The organism is Marivita lacus (genome assembly GCF_014637725.1).
Classification (GTDB): domain Bacteria; phylum Pseudomonadota; class Alphaproteobacteria; order Rhodobacterales; family Rhodobacteraceae; genus Marivita; species Marivita lacus.
On record NZ_BMFC01000001.1, the window covers coordinates 513,793 to 531,892 of the forward strand.

13 protein-coding genes are annotated in these 18,100 nt (G+C 60.2%); 6 read left to right on the forward strand and 7 right to left on the reverse strand.

Translation table 11 applies throughout. From position 1 onward, the window contains the following. Window positions 1-105 precede the first annotated feature (105 nt). From IEV82_RS02550 to IEV82_RS02560, 3 genes are all read left to right on the forward strand, one after another. The gene (locus IEV82_RS02550; RefSeq protein ID WP_188480376.1) at window positions 106-1,500 is read left to right on the forward strand and encodes an O-antigen ligase family protein; all 1,395 of its coding nucleotides are present in this window, start codon (window positions 106-108) and stop codon (window positions 1,498-1,500) included. Window positions 1,501-1,515: 15 nt separating this feature from the next. Beyond that, window positions 1,516-2,865 carry a glycosyltransferase family 4 protein gene (locus IEV82_RS02555; protein WP_188480377.1) on the forward strand — a complete coding sequence of 450 codons (1,350 nt, stop codon included), beginning with the start codon at window positions 1,516-1,518 and terminating at the stop codon, window positions 2,863-2,865. Between the two features lie 188 nt (window positions 2,866-3,053). Beyond that, a complete protein-coding gene (locus tag IEV82_RS02560; protein WP_188480378.1) occupies window positions 3,054-4,985 on the forward strand; it encodes an SGNH hydrolase domain-containing protein in 1,932 nt (643 codons plus the stop codon). On the opposite strand, the gene IEV82_RS02565 is transcribed toward IEV82_RS02560, so the two are convergent. From IEV82_RS02565 to IEV82_RS02595, 7 genes are all read right to left on the reverse strand, one after another. Further along, window positions 4,986-5,987, reverse strand: a complete 1,002-nt coding sequence (locus IEV82_RS02565; protein ID WP_188480379.1) for an ABC transporter ATP-binding protein — start codon at window positions 5,985-5,987, stop codon at window positions 4,986-4,988. Then, window positions 5,984-6,979 (reverse strand): ABC transporter ATP-binding protein, encoded by a 996-nt coding sequence (locus tag IEV82_RS02570; protein ID WP_188480380.1) that lies wholly within the window; start codon window positions 6,977-6,979, stop codon window positions 5,984-5,986. The genes IEV82_RS02565 and IEV82_RS02570 overlap by 4 nt, the downstream gene beginning before the upstream one ends. Beyond that, on the reverse strand, window positions 6,976-8,175 hold the full coding sequence (locus tag IEV82_RS02575; RefSeq protein ID WP_188480381.1) for an ABC transporter permease: 1,200 nt from the start codon (window positions 8,173-8,175) through the stop codon (window positions 6,976-6,978). The genes IEV82_RS02570 and IEV82_RS02575 overlap by 4 nt, the downstream gene beginning before the upstream one ends. A 4-nt stretch (window positions 8,176-8,179) precedes the next feature. Beyond that, window positions 8,180-9,184: an ABC transporter permease gene (locus IEV82_RS02580; RefSeq protein ID WP_188480382.1), complete on the reverse strand. Its 1,005-nt coding sequence runs from the start codon at window positions 9,182-9,184 to the stop codon at window positions 8,180-8,182. 115 nt (window positions 9,185-9,299) lie between these two features. After that, window positions 9,300-11,339, reverse strand: a complete 2,040-nt coding sequence (locus tag IEV82_RS02585; RefSeq protein ID WP_188480383.1) for an ABC transporter substrate-binding protein — start codon at window positions 11,337-11,339, stop codon at window positions 9,300-9,302. A 232-nt stretch (window positions 11,340-11,571) separates the two neighbouring features. Continuing rightward, window positions 11,572-13,071 carry a sulfatase-like hydrolase/transferase gene (locus tag IEV82_RS02590; RefSeq protein ID WP_188480384.1) on the reverse strand — a complete coding sequence of 500 codons (1,500 nt, stop codon included), beginning with the start codon at window positions 13,069-13,071 and terminating at the stop codon, window positions 11,572-11,574. A gap of 91 nt (window positions 13,072-13,162) precedes the next feature. Next, window positions 13,163-14,041: a LysR substrate-binding domain-containing protein gene (locus IEV82_RS02595; RefSeq protein WP_188480385.1), complete on the reverse strand. Its 879-nt coding sequence runs from the start codon at window positions 14,039-14,041 to the stop codon at window positions 13,163-13,165. A 121-nt stretch (window positions 14,042-14,162) separates the two neighbouring features. On the opposite strand from IEV82_RS02595, the gene IEV82_RS02600 reads away from it, so the two are divergent. Genes IEV82_RS02600 through phnY form a run of 3 tightly spaced genes read left to right on the forward strand, consistent with a single transcriptional unit; the run spans window position 14,163 to window position 18,050 of the window. Next, entirely contained in the window at window positions 14,163-15,344 is a 1,182-nt protein-coding gene (locus tag IEV82_RS02600; RefSeq protein WP_188480386.1) for a 2-aminoethylphosphonate--pyruvate transaminase, read from the forward strand. Window positions 15,345-15,354: 10 nt separating this feature from the next. Then, window positions 15,355-16,614, forward strand: a complete 1,260-nt coding sequence (gene phnA, locus IEV82_RS02605; protein WP_188480387.1) for a phosphonoacetate hydrolase — start codon at window positions 15,355-15,357, stop codon at window positions 16,612-16,614. Beyond that, on the forward strand, window positions 16,611-18,050 hold the full coding sequence (gene phnY / locus IEV82_RS02610; RefSeq protein WP_188480388.1) for a phosphonoacetaldehyde dehydrogenase: 1,440 nt from the start codon (window positions 16,611-16,613) through the stop codon (window positions 18,048-18,050). Before phnA ends, phnY begins: the two co-directional genes overlap by 4 nt. Window positions 18,051-18,100: the final 50 nt, after the last annotated feature.

Genomic DNA, 18,100 nt, shown 5'->3' on the forward strand with positions numbered 1-18,100 from the left:
TGCAGTATGGTGACCACATCGTGAAACAGGACCAGCTTCGGGCTGTGAGTACCCGTGTACATGATGTAACGCGCACTGAACCGCACGCTAACGGCAGGACCCTAAATGCCAAATGCCTTGGCAACCCTCGTATTGGCTGTATGGCCATTGGTGACGGTCATTCTTTTCAAGAAACTGCCGCCCGGCCGCGCTGTGATCGCGAGCTTGTTGCTGGGATACCTGTTCCTGCCCGAACCACCGGCTCAGTTCGACTTTCCGCTGATCCCGCCCCTGACGAAGCACACGATTCCGGCGCTCAGTGCCTTGGTCATGTGGTATGTGCTGTATTCGCGAGACTTCAATCCGTTGCCGCGGTCGCCTTTTACAGTCGGCCTCTTGCTTGTGTTCGTCTTTTCGCCTGTCGCAACGGCCGTTCTGAATACGGACCCGGTTTTCTGGGGCGAATTCGACCTTCAGGGCATGAGCGTACGCGATGCGATTGCCTTTGTGATCCAGCAGGCTCTGTTGGTCCTGCCGTTTCTTCTGGCGCGCAGGTTTCTTGCACGTGCCGAGGATCAACGCGATCTGATGGTGGCCTTCATGATCGGCGGTTTGCTGTATTCCGTGCCGATGCTTATCGAAGTGCGCCTGTCACCGCAGTTGAACCTGTGGATCTATGGCTATTTCCAGCATGACTTCGCGCAGACGATACGGTTTGGCGGCTTCCGTCCGATGGTGTTCCTCTATCATGGCATCTGGGCCGCCTTCTATCTGCTGATGGCGATCGTTGCGGCGTGCGCGCTTTGGAAAACCGGCGCATTCAAGTATAGCTGGAAAATCGTAGCGATTGCGCTCTACCTGACAGGCGTTCTGGTTCTGGCCAAATCGCTGGGGGCTTGGCTGTTTGCTGCAGTGCTGATCCCTGTGATCCTGACGTTCGGGATGCGGTGGCAGATGCGTCTTGCGGTCTGCATCGCCGCCTTTGCTGTCACCTACCCAGCGCTGAAAAGTGCCGGTTTTGTTCCGGAAGCACAGATCCTTGAATTCGCTGAAAGCATCGACCCGGACCGCGCCGCATCGCTTGATTTCCGCTTTACCAACGAAAACCAGCTTCTGGAACGTGCGCAGGCCAGACCCATGTTTGGTTGGGGCAATTACGACCGCAACCAGATCATGAATCCTGCCAATGGTGAAATTGAAACCATTACCGATGGACGATGGATCATTCTGATTGGGCAATTGGGATGGCTTGGGTTCATTGCCGAATTCGGTTTGCTCGTCACACCTATTTTCTTCCTTTGGCGGGAGACCAGATATCGCGATCAGGGGGATTATTCGCTTCTGATCGTTCCAATATCCCTTTTGCTTGCTGTCAACGTGTTTGACATGTTGATCAATGCGACCCTCACTCCACTGACCTGGTTGATGGCCGGGGCCTTGACCGGCTATGCCGAAAGCCTCAGGGATAGCCGCGGGGCGTATCAATCCAGCCATCGTCTCGCATGGCGTCCTGTTCTGTAGGTAATTCGTATCACTATGATTTCCTCAATTACTTCCCGCCCACGGGTGCTGGCCATTGCTGAGGCTGCAAATCCCGAATGGGTCAGTGTGCCGCTGGTCGGCTGGTCACTGGCGCAAGCGCTGCGCGATGTGGCTGATGTGCATCTGGTCACCCAGGTTCGCAACCGCGATGCGATCCTGCGCGCGGGCCTGATCGAAGGGCGCGATTTCACCGCCATCGATTCCGAGTCTGTGGCCCGGCCCCTCTGGGCGCTGGCGGAAAAGTTGCGGATGGGCGAAGGCAAGGGCTGGACGACGCTTCAGGCGTTCAACGCACTGATCTACCCGTGGTTCGAACGCCTGGTCTGGAAAGAGTTCGGCCCGGCGATCAAGGCGGGTGAGTACGACATCGTGCATCGCATCACGCCGCTGAGTCCGACGATCACTTCTCCGATTGCAAGCAAGGTGAACCGCGCTCGTGTGCCCTTTGTCCTTGGACCGATCAATGGGGGTGTGCCCTGGCCCAAGCATTTCGACGCCGAACGTCGGGCGGAAAAAGAATGGCTGAGCTATCTGCGCAGCGCGTACAAACACCTGCCCGGCCGCCACAGCACTCTGAAACACGCCTCGGCCATCGTGGTCGGATCGCGCCACACCCAGAGCGAGATACCCGACGCCTATCAGGACAAGACGCTGTATATCCCCGAAAATGGCATCGATCCGGCGCGGTTCAACCAGAGGGCAACTCCCAACGGAGACGTGCTCAAGGCGAGTTTCGTAGGGCGTCTGGTGCCCTACAAGGGTGCGGACATGCTCATCGCGGCGTCTGCGGACCTGTTGCGCAGTGGTCGCATGACGCTCGATATCATCGGGGATGGGCCGATGCTGGGCCAGCTGATGGCACAGGCAGCATCGCTGGGGTGCAAGAAAGGATTGACCTTTCACAAGTGGATCCCCCATGCGGATGTGCAATCCATTCTGAGCCAGTCCCATATCCTGAGCTTTCCGTCGATCCGGGAATTCGGCGGCGGTGTCGTCCTAGAGGCGATGGCGCTTGGGGTCGTGCCTGTGATCGTGGATTACGCGGGACCCGGAGAGCTTGTCACGGCCGACACCGGCTTCAAGGTGCCCTGCGGCAGCCGCGACGAGATCATAGCGGCCTTTGGTCGAACCCTGACAGACCTGTCTGATCGCCTATTCGGCAACCCTGCTGCACTGGCACCGATGGCGCAGGCGGCCAAGGCGCGGGTCGATGAGTATTTCCTCTGGTCGCGCAAGGCGGCCCAGATCAAAGAGGTCTATGAGTGGACTTTAGGCACAAAGAGAGCAGAAAAACCTGACATTTTCAGGGCCGCATTAAGGCCAGTTGCCGCAACAATGCCCTGATCTATCCAACAGACTGTTTCCGAGATAGCGGTTGCCCGAATAGAGGCGATGCGGGTATCACCCTTGGACGGTGGGGGCCGTAGCTGCAGAATTGGAATAGCGTGCCAAGCCGCCTTCACATGTCGGATGTCCTTGTCTTCAGGGACTCGGAATCCGCCCGATCCGAAGTTCGGCAGTTTCTTCTATCCATGGCATGCCTTGCCTTTGTCCTTGCAGCACTTGGCGCAGGCCAGGTCGGCGCACATGCGTTCGCCAAGGACATCATTCTGGTCTTCTGCGGCGGATGGTGTGCCAACCAGCTGATCCGCGGCCCCGGTATCTTCAGGTCGCAAGTGATCAGCGTCCTGCAAGCCTATTTCATCGGTGTGCTTTGCTGTGCACTCCTTTTGTTCGTCGTCGGCTGGATGATCTTCCTGCCCGAAGAATACATGCATCTGGGTCATGCCCTGGTGCTGGCGGCAACTTTCACCACGAATGTCGGCCTCGTGTTCTTCCCGGTCGAGACGGGCATGCGGTTTGACGGGCTGTTCGATCAGCTTTGGATTCCCGCCCTGATCGCGCAATGCAGCGTGATCCTGGCTCTGCTGTATTGGGCATTCGCCGCGCGCCCTTTGCGCCTGTTGACGGTGCTGGGCCTGCTGGCGGTCACGTCTCTGATTCTGTCCCTGATCGACAGCCCCATGGTTCAGCTTTTGCCGATCGGCGCGCTCTGGGCGTTCCTGTTCGGCGCAATTCCCTTCATCATCACCAACCGGTTTCGCGTTCTCGAATACGCGACGCAGATAGGCGTTCTGAATTTCGTGGCGGGTGTCCTTGTCATCACCGCCGCAGGGGACACGCTGGTCGCACGTGCGCTTGTCGCCATGGGGCTGGCGTTTCTCTATCTCGGGAGTCGTCCCCGCGCATCGCATCCCGAAATGTCTGACCTGCGTCGGCGCTGGTTCGGTATGGTCCTGCATACGTTTCTCTGGGCGGTGCCGCTGACGCACCTGAACACAGCGCTGAGCATCACCGGAGCGCCGCAGACCAACTTTCTGCCTCTGATCGTGCCCTGTCTTCTGTTCGCGATATTTTCCTGGACGATCTGGCAGCATTTCGAACAGCGCAGGGGAACGAACCAGATCGTGATCAGCGCGGTGGTCGCGTTCGTGCTTCTGATCAACGGTCTGATCGGCCTGATGAGCGAGGGGCTGCAGATGCGCTTTCCCGCTCAGGCACAGGCCTATATCCATGCGCTGGATTCGGATCAGCCCGCCTTTGAATGTCCGCGCGCCACCCAAGGGCCGCTTGCCGGGCTCGAAGTCTGCAGGCTTGGCCCCGATGGGCCGCCCAAGGTTCTGGTCTGGGGGGATCATCAGCTTGACGCGATCCGCACCGGATTTGCCGAAGCGGCCCGACGCGCAGAGGTGCCGACACTTTTGATCGCGAAAGCCGATTGCATCCCGCTGGATGGCCTGCAGAGCAGGTTGTCGGCAAGTTCCGACATGTCCGGGCAGGAATGTGATTGGCATTCATCGCAGGTGCTGCAGGCGCTCCCTCATCTGAAAAGCATTCGCCAGGTCACGCTGGTCGCAGACTGGGCCCATTACCTCGAAGTGCCGAAAGCCGAGCTGTTCCAACGCGCGAAGGTCAGGCTTGGACCGATGGATGGCAGCCCCTTTGACGTGAACCGGCAGGCCGATTACGTCGCGAGTTCAGCCGAAAGCACGATCCGGGCCTTGGTGGACAGGGGATTGCTGGTCTCCGTTGTGCGGCAGGTTCCGTCGCACCCCCGCTTCGACGCGGAGTTGGCCGCAAGAGCCAGCTTGCCCGGTGTCGGCCTCTATGTCGGGATGCCAGAGCTGGCCACGTCGGTATCCTTGCAAGACGTCACCGACCGGCATGCGCCGATCGACACGCTGTTCCGCAGTCTCTCGCAGACCGGACAGATGACCTATGTGGACACTTGGGGCGCATTCTGTTCGGGCACACGCTGCGAGACGCGCGGCGGACTGGCAAGCGACTATATCTCGTCCACGAGGCTGAGCCCGAGCGGCGCTCTGGCGCTTGCCCCCAAGCTGGCCGCAGACCTTGCGCGCGCGCTGACACATGCACCCTATCGGCGGTTGCTCGACAGTTGATCAGGCGGCCTGAGGGGCCATGAGTTCGCGCCAACGATGGCAGGACACATCATGGCCGGTGCCGTCGGTTTCCAGCTTTGGTTCGACCTGCTTGCAATGATCGATGGCAAAGGGACAGCGCGTGTGGAACTTGCATCCCGGCGGCTGATTGGTCGGCGACGGAATTTCGCCCGTCAGCTTTTGCGCCGACCCCCTATCGTCCGGATCAAGAGAGGGGATCGCGGAAAACAGCGCCTTGGTGTAGGGGTGGCGCGGTGCCGCGAAGAGCTTGCGCGTCGGTGCGGTTTCGACCAGCCGCCCCAAATACATCACCGCGACATGATCGCAGGTATGGGCCACGACGGACAGGTCATGACTGATGAACAGGAAGGTCAGGCCCATGTCGCTCTGGATCTGCTTGAGCAGGTTCAGAACGTCGGCCTGAATGGATACGTCCAAAGCCGCCACGCTTTCATCCGCAACGATGAACTTGGGCGCAGAAACCAATGCGCGGGCAATCGAGATGCGCTGGCGCTGACCGCCCGAAAAGGCGTGCGGAAAGCGGCGCAGATGTTCGAGGTTCAACCGGCATTTCGCCGCGATCTCGCGGACGCGGGCGTCTGTTTCGGCACGCGATTTTGTCAGCCTCATCACCTCGAGGGGTTCGGCGATGATATCCCGCACCGTCATGCGCGGGCTGAGTGCCGCGTAGGGATCCTGAAAGATCAGCTGCGCGCGTTTGCGGTAATCCTTGAGCTGGTCATTGGTGATGTTTTCGAGGTCATAATCCACCTCTCCATCGCTGTAATGCGCCCCCCCCGCCGTGATCGGCGCCGCCTTGAGCAGCGCGCGACCCAGAGTCGTCTTGCCCGACCCGCTTTCACCGACAAGGCCAAAGAACGATCCCTTTTCGATGTCCAGCGAGACATTATCCACCGCCTTGAGGATTTGCTTGTTGAAGAGCCCGCCACCGATGGGAAACCCAACGGACAGACCTTTGGCGCGGATCAGAACATCGCTCATGCCGGCACCTCGTCATAGATATGGCAGGCCACCTTGTGGGTCGCGTCGATCAGGCGATCCTTGGGATCAGCCGTCTTGCAGACATCACCCACCATCTTGGAACAGCGCGTGTGAAAGACGCAACCGGACGGGCGCTCCAGCGGCGACGGAATATCACCCGGCACCGGGGTCAGCGGCGAATCCAGATCGTCGAGTTTCGGCAGCGCGGCAAGCAAACCTTGGGTGTAGGGGTGTTTCGAGTTGCGGATCACGTCGCGCACCGGGCCTTCCTCGATCATCCGGCCCAGATACATCACGTTCACCTTGTCAGCGGTCTGCGCCACCACGCCTAGGTCGTGGGTGATGAACACGATCCCCATCTGAAACTCGGCCACGAGGTCTTTCATCAGGTCGATCACCTGCGCCTGGATGGTCACGTCAAGTGCGGTGGTCGGCTCATCCGCGATCAGCAGCTTTGGCTGGGTCGACAACGCCATCGCGATCATCGCGCGTTGCCGCATCCCGCCGGACAGTTCGAACGCGTATTGGTCGAACCGCTTGGAGGCGTCCGAGATACCGACGCGATCCAGCATCTCGATCGACCAGCGCTTGGCCTGTTCACGGCTGTAGTCGCCATGCAGCTGAAGCTGTTCGACCATCTGTTTGCCGATTGTGATGGCGGGCGCGAAGCTGGCCATCGGTTCCTGAAAGATCATCGACACTGCGCCACCGCGCACGATGTTCAATTCGCGATGGGTTTTCAGAGACAGCACATCGACCGGCCCGGTGTCAGTGTGCAAGGTGATCCTGCTTTCCGGAGAATAAACAGCGTTGCGCGCATTGAGATGCATCAACGCCTTGGCGGTCACGGATTTGCCTGACCCGGATTCCCCCACCAGCCCCATCACTTCGCCCTTGTTCAGCGAAAAGCTGACATTGTCGACGGCGGTGATCAGCCCCTCGTCGGTGCGAAACTTGAGCGTCAGGTTCTGTACGTCGATCAGGGCCGTCATTTGTTGTTGTCCGAATAGGGGTCTGCCGCGTCGCGCAGGCCGTCACCGACAAACACGAACGCCATCACCAACGCGATGAAAAAAATGACCGGGATGAAGTACCATTGATAATTGAGCAGCACATCCGCGCTGGTCACGTTCTGAAGCATCACGCCAAGGCTGTTCACCGGGTCCTTGAGGCCAAGACCGATAAAGGACAGCGCGGTTTCAGACAGCACCATGTAGGGGAACGAGATCACCAGATCGACGATGATATAGCTTGTGAAGCTGGGCAGCAGATGCCGCCGGATCACGTGGCCCGACGACGCCCCGCAAAGCTGCGCCGCAAGCACGTATTCCTGATTGCGTTCGGTCAGCAGATGCGTCCGCACCCGCCGCGCCAGCGTCGGCCAACCGATCAGGCCAAGGATCAGCGAGATATAGAAAAACCGTTCCTCCGCCGACAGTTCCGGCGGCATGAAAGCTGCCACCGCCATGAATAACGGAATGGCCGGCACGGTACGCACCGCGTCCGTGATCATCTGCAACACGGAATCGATCCAGCCGCCGTAATAGCCGGACACCCCCCCGATCACGAGCGCCAGCACAAAGGCGATCAAGACACCGATCGTGCCCACCTGCAACGAGGTCCAGATGGCGTGGAAGGTGCGGGAAAAGATGTCCTTGCCCGCATCGTCGGTGCCGAACACATGCACAAACCCGTCCTGCGTGCCGAACAGATGGGTATCCATCGGGATGAAGCCGAACAGCTGGTAGTCCCACCCTTCGACGAAGAAATAGATGTAGTTCCGCTCATCCTCGTTGACGGTGGTCACCCAGCGGAAATTCGTGGCCATCGACCGTTCGCGCTCGACCACATGTACAAAGGGCCGCAATGAACAGCCGTTGGTGTCACAGAACTGCGGGATCTGTGGCGCGCCGTTGGTGTATTCGTCGTTCTTGCCGGCAATCGTCGGATTGTAGGGCGACAGGAACGGCGCAAAGATCCCCGTCAGGACGAGGAACAGCAACACGCTGGCCGCGATCATGGCAGATCGCTGTTTCTTGAACCGCGCCCAGATCAACTGGCCTTGCGACGCGGTGAAATACGCCTCTTTCGACCGGCGCTCGACACCGGCGTCGGTTTCGACAACCTGCACATGCGGGCCGGTGGTTTCGGCCATGTTCGGCTTGAAGGGATCCGGTGTCGTCGTCATGGCGTCACCTCACGATGCTCTTGCGGACGCGCGGATCAAGAGCCGCAAGCATGACGTCCGTCAGGAAGTTGAGCGTCACGATAGACGCGGTGAGAAGGAAGATGATCGCACCGGCCAACTGCTGGTCATTCGACCGGGCCAGCGCCTCGATCAGAAGCGCACCCGCCTCGGTCAGCGTCAGGATCAGTGCAACGATGGGCAGTTCGTTGAAGATGCGGTTCAGGTCGAAGCCAAGGCTGTTGACGATCGGGCCCAGCGCATGACGCGCCGGGTAGTTCCACAGCAGCTTGCGCCCATGCACCCCGCGTGCCGATGCGGCGGTGACATAAAGTTTGCCGATCTCGTCAGACATCAGCGCACGAACGGTCTGCAACGCAAAGGCGGTGGCCGACCAGCCAAGGATGAAGATGGGCAGCCACGCATTGCTGAGCAGGTCCATCACCCTGTCGAAGCTCCACGGCGCATCCCTGTATTCGGCAGAGAAGAGCCCCGTCAACGTGTCCCCGAAATAGACCGTGGAAAACAGCATGATCATCAGCGCCAGCAGGAAGTTCGGCATGGCAAGGCCAAGATAGCTGAACAGGCGCAGCGAGTTGTTGAGAACCGCGTTGTCGGACGCGGCGGCAATGATGCCGACCGGCAAAGCGATGGCATAGGCCAGCATCAGCGAGGCAAGGCACAGGCCCAGCGAGATCCAGAACTTGTCGCCCAGAAGCTGCGCGATGTTCACCCGCAGGATACAGCTGTCACCGAATTCACCCTGGAACGCACCGACGATCCACTTGCCCCAGCGTTCGAGGAACGGCCGGTCAAGGCCAAGCCGGATGCGCTCGTTGTCGATATCGGCAGCGGAAATGCCCGACCCTTGGGTGTTCTTGAACGCGAGGTAGCGCTCTGCGCAATCTCCCGGCACCAGCTCCATGAGCGAGAACACGACCAGTGAGACAATGATCAGCGTGATCATCGCCAGCACTGCACGTGTCACCACGAAGCGCGCGAAATTCAACATGAAGCATGCCCCTGCGTTGCGCCTGTGCCTCCGGTTGATCCGGTGTGCCGGTCAGACGCCGTCATTCTTGAAACATGCGGGCGACCTCTGCCGCCCGCATCAAGGTCAGAGACCTTTATTCGTCGAGCCACCACTGCGTGGCGAGGTAAGGGTAGGTCCGGTAGTATTCGTAGGACCATGTCTCGAACTCGGTGAAGTTCTTGAGGTTGTTGCTGGCGTAGATCGGTTCCGGCGCCTTTACCGTGCCGATCATGACCATGTTGCTCACGAAGGTCTCGACAAGACCAGCGCCCAGCGCGTCGGACTCCGGTGTTCCCGGAACAGCCGACTGGAACGCGTCGATGTCGGACGCAAGCTTCTTGGCCCATTCCGGCGGCTCAACGCCAGACGCACCATTGGTGTCCAGCCATTCCGCCCAGAGCATCCCGGCGCGGTGTTCGAAATAGGTGCCGAACGGCGGACGGAAGAAGCTGTTCAGACCCAGATGGATCGCGAGTGGCGCACCGTATTGCCACAGACCCACGTCGAGGTTGTTGGCGGATTGCGCAGAGCGGTATTCATCAGGTGTCACTTCCTTGACCTGCGTTTGGATACCGACATCGGCCCAGTTCTGGCCAACCAGTTCCACGACACTGCCAGCGATACCCTGCGTGGTGAACTGCAGGTTCAGGGTGATCTTCTCACCGTTCGGCAGTTCGCGGAAACCGTCACCATCGACATCGACCATGCCGACTTCATCCAGCAGCGCCTTCGAGGTTTCCGGATCGAATTCGGCCTTGTAGGTTTCCCAGCTCGGATCGACAAAGTCGGGCGCCGGGTTGAACGGTGCGATCTGGCTGACCGTGCCCTGACCGAAATACGCGATCTCGTTCAGTTCCTCGCGGTTGATGGCCAGCGACATGGCTTCGCGGAACCGCAGGTCGTTGTAAACGGCGCGCTTGGCTTCGTCTTCGATGGTGAAGTTGAAGCTGAAGGCGGGCATGCTCACAGTCGGCTTGAGCTGGATCGAATAGTTGCCCTTTTCCTGGTTTTCCAGAAGCAGCGGTGCGGATTCAAGACGGACGGATTGCGATTTGTAATCCACCTCGCCGTTCACCAGCTTGAGGATGCGCACTTCGTTGTCGTTGATATAAAGCTCGTCCTGCGTCGAGATGTAGGGAAGCTGCTGACCTGTGGTGTCGACCTGGTGGAAATACGGGTTCGCCACCAGTTTGCGGCCTTCGGTCGTGTCTGTGATGTAGATGTGCGATTCCAGCGTCGGCATGGTTGCCTTGGGCAGACCGTCCACGATGGCGGCACGCGACAGCATCGGTGTCGGCGTGTCGGTCCAGTCCGAGTTGCCATAATACGCAAGGATCGCATCGTAGCCGTTTTCAAAGCCAAGGCTTTGGGCATAGCTGTCCGCATCCGGGTTGATGTCCGGGTGGAACTGGCCAAGGAAATGCTTGGGCTGGAAGCCTTGGGCATAGGATGTGGCGAAGTGAGTCAACAGACCCGGCTTGGGTGCGGGCAGGTTGAAGATGACGGTCACGTCATCCGGTGTCTCGACAGTCATGGTTTCGCCACCCACGGTGACGTAATCCCGCGGCTGTTCGAAGATGTTGGTGTCGAGCATGATATTGTCATGCCAGAATGCCACGTCGGCGGATGTGAACGGCGCGCCGTCCGACCACTTGTGACCTTCACGCAGGGTAAATGTCAGCTGGGTGTAATCGTCGTTCCATGACCATGATTTCGCGATGTTGGGAACGATGGTCTGAAGGTCGTCGGAATAGCGCACAAGGTTGACGTGACGCACCGACAGGAAATCCGATGTACCGGCTTCTGTCGCGTTGGACAGGGCGTTCAGTTCGCCACCGTACTGCCCGATGCTGTCATAAGGCACGATCACCAAGGGTTCGGCAGGCAGACGCTCTGCCAGCGGCGGCAGATCGGGGTTGCCCTTGATCATCGCGTTCAGCGCTTCGATCTCGGGATTTGTGGTGAACTCCATGGTGCAACCCGCGGCGTCCTGGAAGGCGCTCAGCTCGAACTGTTGCGGGAATTCACCGGCGGCAACGCCCTGCATGTCGGCGACGGTGACTGCCGGGCAGTTGGCATAGGCCGCTGCCGGAAGGGCAATCAGGGCCACGCCTGAAAGTAGAAGTCGTTTCATTTTATCTCCTGTTGGTTCCAAGTGGTGTACGGGGGCTGTTCCCCCCTTTTTTCCCGGTTCAACGGTCTTCCGGTCATTTTGGGTATCCATGACATCACGCCGCGTTTCGGCAGATCTCGACGCGGTCAGGATATAGCTCTGGCGTGACGCCTCCTTCTTGTGGTCAGCCCGGTCGAAACAGCCGGGTTTTGTATCTCTGGCGAACATGACAGATCCGTGACAAGGTTTGGTTTCACGGAGCTACCTTAACGCCGGTTTCGGTAATCAATGTCCTTGAAAATGTGCCATCCCCATTTGCCATGCGATGGCAAAGCATATCCTGCATCAAATCAAGCATTGTCTGTAGATGCGCCGGGTTTTTCGCCAGATTGCGACCTTCGATGCCGCTGGACGCATCCAAAAGGATCGGCGGCAGCCCTCCGGCGAACTGCACGAATCGCAAAGGCCCGCGACGCAGCACCGCAAGATTCGCGGTATCCACCGACAGGCCATGATCGGTTTGCCAAAGCGTGGGCGTGATCGGATCGCCGAAATCCAGCTGTGAAACCGACACCTCCCGCCAATCCCGCGGGGTTTCTCCGCCAAGAAACGGTTTGAGGCTTTTGCCATCCATCGCGTGCGGCGCATCCAGACCGAGACAGTCGAGGATCGTTGGCGTGATATCGATGGATTCCGTCGGCTGCGTCACCACCATGCCGCGCAAGCTCGCCTGCGGCTGCCGGATGATCAGAGGAACGTGGAACGCGGCATCGTGAAAGGTCATCTTGCCCCAGAGGCCGTAATCCCCCAGCATTTCGCCATGATCCGCCGTGAGGACTATGAGCGTGTCTTCGTATTGGCCGCTGTCCTTGAGCCACGACAAGATACGGCCGATATGGTGATCCACCTCGGTCGCAAGCCCGAAATAGAGCTTTCGGATCATCCGCGTGGTCGCGTCCGACGCGTCCAGATCGGGAAACCCGACAACCGTTGACGCCACATTGCTCTTTCGGCGCGCGGTTTCGACATAGGGGTGCCAATCCGGGTCCGATGCCTCGAGCGCCGAGGGCATGTCACCTGCATCATACATCATGTTGTAGGGGGCCGGGGCTACAAACGGCGGATGCGGGCGGATATAGGTCACAAGCGCGAACCAGCCTTGCGGTCGTTTGGCTAGGTCGTCGATCACCCGGTCGGTCAGGAACGCGGTGTCGCTGTGTTCCGCAGCATAGAGCGCCGGGGCGTCCGGTGAATTGCCAACGGGGCGGTATATCTCGGGATAGGGCGGCACATCATAGCCATTGTCACGCAGATGCTGCTCCCAAGCGCTCGAATCCCCTTCGAGCCGCATGCGCACAACCTCATCGAAACCGGGCGCAAGTTCTTCGTAGGAAAACAGCCTCGGGTCATCGGGTGACAAAAACCGTGGGTCATGGGACGTGTCGGTGTAACCAAACAGCAGCGGGTCAAACCCATTGTGCCGTGCCACAGTGGCAAGGTTCGGCGTGTCGCGTTTCAACGGAGTTCCGTTGCGCGTGGCTCCGTGGTTCGACGCGTATTGCGCCGTCAGCAATGACACGCGGGACGGACCGCAGGGCGATGTCACCGAATGATGGTTCCGGAAACACACCGCGTCTTCGGCAAGGGCGCGGATGTTGGGCAGGTCAAGATGCTGCGCCAGCGCCCCGAACACACAATCCGCGCGCAACTGGTCGATCACGATGAACAGCGTATTCGGCTTGGTCTCAGACACGGTACATCCCAGGGCTCAAGCAATCATGCCGAGCGTCCATCATCTGTAAAGATGCGTGTTTTGTATAGGTCCATAGGTAAAACCTATCCAATCACGCCGCTTCGGAGGCCAAGGTCTTTTGCACGGCTCTCACGAAGCCCCGGATCAACGGCACGTCGCGGCGCGCCGACAGCGTCACAAGAGATTCCGGCATGCCGATATCGACATCCTCGAACGGAATGGCCTTGAGCCTTCGGTCATGCCCGAACTCGGCCTCGCTGATGAACCCGATGCCCGCACCCGACGCCACAACCTCGCGCATGCCCTCGCGGCCTTCGACCTCGATCGCCGGCATCAGCGACAGCTTCAGTCGGCCCGCCTCTTCTTCGACCTGCGCGCGGGTGCGCGACCCCACTTCGCGGTAGATCAACGGATATTGCGCAAGATCGCGAAACCGAAGCCTGCGCGTGCCCTGCGGCAGATATCCCTTTGCCACGAGCGCAAGGATCGGTGTCCGCCCAAGGTCGATGCTGTCCAGATCCGGGGCCGAGATCGTATTGCCGACCACTCCGATTTCGGCCTCGTAATTCCGCAAGCGGCGCAACAGATCCTCGGTATTGCCGGTGCGGATTGTGACGAACACCTCCGGGCTGGATTCGCGGAACAGGCGCACGGCGTCGGTGATGTGCATCGCGGAATCCGCCATGATGCGCAGATGCCCGGACAACGCCGCACGGTTTTCATCGAACAACGCGCCGATGCGCTCTTCGACCTCGAACATCTCGCTCGTGAGCCGGAACAGCGCTTCTCCGGCATCGGTCATGCGCACCTGCCGCGCTTCGCGGGTGAACAAAAGCACATCATGCCGCTGTTCGAGCTGTCGGACCTGGTCCGACACCGAAGGCTGCGAAATGTTCAAGGCCCGCGCGGCACGGGAAAATCCGCCATGCAGGGCGACATGATGAAAGGCGCGTAACTGGCTATAGCGCATCTGGCTCTCCGAGATTGGTCGGCTGCCATAATCATTACCTATCAATCAATAGAAAACAAAGATTTTACATATGTCAGGCAGCACCGCATACCCGGTGGCAGACCTCCCTTGGAACCGTGCCATGCCAGCCATGCCCCTGCCCGCTCCTGAACTTGGTGAACCCTATCTGCTCACGCCCGGCCCGTTGACCACGGCCTATGCCGTCAAACAGGCGATGCTTCGGGATTGGGGCAGTTGGGACGACGATTTTCGCGCCATGACGCGCGCGCTTCGATCCCGCCTTCTGGCGCTGATCGGGGACGGCGCAGAGACCTATGATTGCGTGCCCATCCAGGGCTCGGGCAGCTATTGCGTCGAGGCGATGCTGGGCAGTTTCGTTCCGCGCGATGGCAAGGTGCTTGTGCTGGCCAACGGGGCTTACGGGCTGCGCGCGGCGCAGACGCTGGATTACCTTGGCCGCGCCTGTCACCTGCTCGACAAGGGCGATTACCTGCCCCCGCGCGGGGACGAGGTTGCTGCCATCCTCACGGATGATCCTGCCATCACCCATGTCCTTGCGATCCATTGCGAAACCTCCAGCGGCATCCTGAACCCGGTCGAGGAAATCGCGCAGGCCACGCGGGACGCCGGGCGCAAGCTGCTGATCGACAGCATGTCGGCCTTTGGCGCGCTGCCGCTGGACCCGGTCGCACTCAACTGCACCGCCTTCGTGTCCTCGGCCAACAAATGCATCGAAGGCGTGCCGGGTTTCGGCTTTGTCATTGCCCGCAAGGACGAGATCGAAGCCTCCAAGGGCAACTCGCATTCCCTGTCGCTGGACGTGCACGCGCAATGGGCGACGATGGAAAAGACCGGCCAATGGCGGTTTACGCCCCCGACACATGTGGTCGCAGCTTTCCTCAAGGCGCTCGACCTGCACGAGGCCGAAGGCGGCGTTCCCGCCCGTGGCGCGCGCTACACCCGCAACCGCGACGTGATCGTGCAGGGCATGCGCGATCTCGGGTTCGAGACATTGCTTGCCGACCGCTGGCTCAGTCCGATCATCGTGACCTTTTTCTGCCCCTCCGATCCGAACTTTACCTTCCCCGCGTTTTATGACGCCATGAAGGCCCGCGGGTTCATCATCTACCCCGGCAAGCTGACCGTGGTGGACTCTTTCCGCATCGGGGTGATCGGGCAGATGGATGAACACGTCATGCGCCGCGTGGTGGAGGCCGCCCGCGACGCCCTCACCGATATGAGTGTCGGCAGCGCGGCCCCGCCCGCCGCTGCCTTGGAAGAGCGCAAGAAACTCGCCGCCTGAAGGAAGAGATATGCCGATCAAGAACCCCGTGGTCGCCAATGACCGCACCTACCCCGCCCCCAGGACCTGCGCGATTGCGATCTGTCTGGATGGCTGCGAACCCGAATACCTTGAGGTCGCCATCGCCGAAGGGCTGATGCCGACGCTCAAGCGCATTCGCGAAACCGGCACAGACAGGCTGGCCCATTCGGTGATCCCGTCCTTCACCAACCCCAACAACATGAGCATCGCAACAGGCCGCCCCCCATCGGTGCACGGCATCTGCGGCAACTTCCTGTACGAGCCGGAAACCGACCAGGAGGTCATGATGAACGACGTGCGCTTCCTGCGCGCGCCCACGGTGTTCTCCAAGTTCTACGAGGCGGGCGCACGGGTCGCTGTTGTCACCGCCAAGGACAAGCTGCGCGCGCTGCTTGGCGCGGGCCTCAAGTTCGATGAAGACCGCGCCATCGCGTTTTCGTCCGAGCGTTCGGGTGACACCACCAAAGCGGAACACGGCATCGACAAGGCCAGCGATTGGCTCGGCATGACGGTGCCCGAGGTCTATTCCGCCGACCTGTCGGAATTCGTTTTTGCCGCTGGTGTAAAGCTGCTGCGCGAGTGGAAACCGGACGTCATGTACCTCTCCACCACCGACTACATCCAGCACAAGTTCGCCCCCGAGGAACAGGGTGCCAAGGACTTCTACGCGATGTTCGACCGCTACCTGACCGAACTTGACGCCATGGGTGCCGCCATCGTCGTGACGGCCGATCACGGCATGAAGCCCAAGCATGACGCCAATGGCGATCCAGCGGTGATCTACGTCCAGGACGTGCTGGACGAGTGGCTGGGTGAAGCTGCCGCGCGGGTGATCCTGCCGATCACCGATCCGTATGTCGTTCACCACGGTGCGCTGGGGTCGTTTGCCACCGCCTACCTGCCACCCGGCGCAGATCAGGCAGATGTCATCACGCGTCTGCGCGCTCTTCCAGAGATGCTGGAGGTGCTGGACAAGGCCACCGCCGTGCAACGGTTCGAGTTGCCCGCCGACCGGATCGGCGACATCGTCATGGTCTCGACCGAGAACATGACCATCGGCACCAGCGCCCACCGCCACGACCTTGCAGCCCTCAAGGAGCCGTTGCGGTCGCATGGTGGCCTGACCGAACAGGTGGTGCCGTTCATCGTGAACCGCGTGATCGACCTGCCCACCGCTCCGACCTTGCGCAATTTCGATGCGTTCTTCTACGCCACCACCGCCGCTGCGCTCGAAGAGGTGCCCGCATGACCGAGATCCGTCACGAACAGATGCGCATCGGCGGCGAAAAGGTCGACACTGACGCACGGCTCGAAGTTCGCTATCCCTATACGGACGAGGTGATCGGCACCGTCCCGATGGGAACGGCAGAGCATGCCCGCCGCGCGTTCGAGATCGCGGCGAACTACACCCCCAAGCTCACCCGCTACGAACGCAGCCAGATCCTGCAACGCGCCGGGCAGTTGATCGGCGAACGGCGCGACTACCTTGCCAAATGGCTGGTGCTGGAACTGGGCATCTGCCACCAGCACGCGATCTACGAGACCAAGCGCGCGCAGGATGTCTACCAGTTCGCCGCCGCCGAGGCGCTCAAGGACGATGGCGAGGTGTTTTCCTGCGACCTGACTCACAACGGCAAGGCGCGCAAGATCTTCACAATGCGTGAACCCGTGCGCGTCATCAGCGCGATCACCCCGTTCAACCATCCGCTCAACATGGTCAGCCACAAGATCGCACCGTCGATTGCCACCAACAATTGCATGGTGTGCAAACCCACGGAACTGACGCCGCTGACGGCGCTGACGCTGGCCGATATCCTGTACGAAGCAGGCCTGCCGCCCGAGATGTTCCAGGTGGTCACCGGAATGCCCGCCGATATCGGTGACGAGATGATCACCAACGAGAACATCGACATCATCACCTTCACCGGCGGTGTGCCCGTGGGCAAGATGATCGCGACCAAGGCGGGCTACAAGCGCACCGCGTTGGAACTGGGCGGGAACGATCCGCTCATCGTCTGCAATGACCTGTCTGACGCCGATCTGGACAAGGCCGCGACCATCGCCGTTGCCGGCGCCACTGGCAATTCCGGCCAGCGCTGCACCGCGATCAAACGCATCCTCGTGCAGGAAAGCGTGGCTGACCGCTTCGTGCCGCTGGTGGTCGAAAAAGCGAAAAAGATCAAATTCGGCGATCCGCAGGACCCCGAAACCGAACTGGGTTGCGTGATCCATTCTAAAGCCGCCGAGCTGTTCGAAAAGCGCGTTTACATGGCCGTCGAACAGGGCGCCAAGGTGCTTTACGATCCGGGTCGTCAAGGCGCGCTGCTGCCGCCCATCGTGGTCGATCACGTGCCGCATGAAAGCGAACTGGTGATGGAGGAAACCTTCGGTCCCATCATCCCGATCGTGCGGGTGCCCGACGATGACGTGGAAGTCATGCGCATCTCGAACAGCACCGCGTTCGGCCTGTCCTCGGGCGTCTGCACCAATGACCTGAATCGCGCGATTGCCTATATCAACGGGCTGAATGTCGGCACCTGCAACATCTGGGAACAGCCCGGCTACCGGATCGAGATGTCGCCCTTCGGCGGCATCAAGGACAGCGGCAATGGCGTCAAGGAAGGCGTCATCGAAGCGATGAAGTTCTTCACCAACGTCAAGACCTACTCCCTGCCGTGGCCGTAACCCACGCCGGAAAAGGCAACGCCAGCCTGACCGCAGCCGGACACTTGAAT

Coding starts and splice junctions, on each gene's coding strand:
- IEV82_RS02600 (WP_188480386.1), top strand. CDS start 14,163: ATGCCAGCCATGCCCCTGCCCGCTCCTGAACTTGGTGAACCCTATCTG.
- IEV82_RS02595 (WP_188480385.1), bottom strand. CDS start 14,041: ATGCGCTATAGCCAGTTACGCGCCTTTCATCATGTCGCCCTGCATGGC.
- IEV82_RS02585 (WP_188480383.1), bottom strand. CDS start 11,339: ATGAAACGACTTCTACTTTCAGGCGTGGCCCTGATTGCCCTTCCGGCA.
- IEV82_RS02560 (WP_188480378.1), top strand. CDS start 3,054: ATGGCATGCCTTGCCTTTGTCCTTGCAGCACTTGGCGCAGGCCAGGTC.
- IEV82_RS02550 (WP_188480376.1), top strand. CDS start 106: ATGCCAAATGCCTTGGCAACCCTCGTATTGGCTGTATGGCCATTGGTG.
- IEV82_RS02580 (WP_188480382.1), bottom strand. CDS start 9,184: ATGTTGAATTTCGCGCGCTTCGTGGTGACACGTGCAGTGCTGGCGATG.
- IEV82_RS02570 (WP_188480380.1), bottom strand. CDS start 6,979: ATGACGGCCCTGATCGACGTACAGAACCTGACGCTCAAGTTTCGCACC.
- IEV82_RS02575 (WP_188480381.1), bottom strand. CDS start 8,175: ATGACGACGACACCGGATCCCTTCAAGCCGAACATGGCCGAAACCACC.
- IEV82_RS02565 (WP_188480379.1), bottom strand. CDS start 5,987: ATGAGCGATGTTCTGATCCGCGCCAAAGGTCTGTCCGTTGGGTTTCCC.
- phnY (WP_188480388.1), top strand. CDS start 16,611: ATGACCGAGATCCGTCACGAACAGATGCGCATCGGCGGCGAAAAGGTC.
- phnA (WP_188480387.1), top strand. CDS start 15,355: ATGCCGATCAAGAACCCCGTGGTCGCCAATGACCGCACCTACCCCGCC.
- IEV82_RS02555 (WP_188480377.1), top strand. CDS start 1,516: ATGATTTCCTCAATTACTTCCCGCCCACGGGTGCTGGCCATTGCTGAG.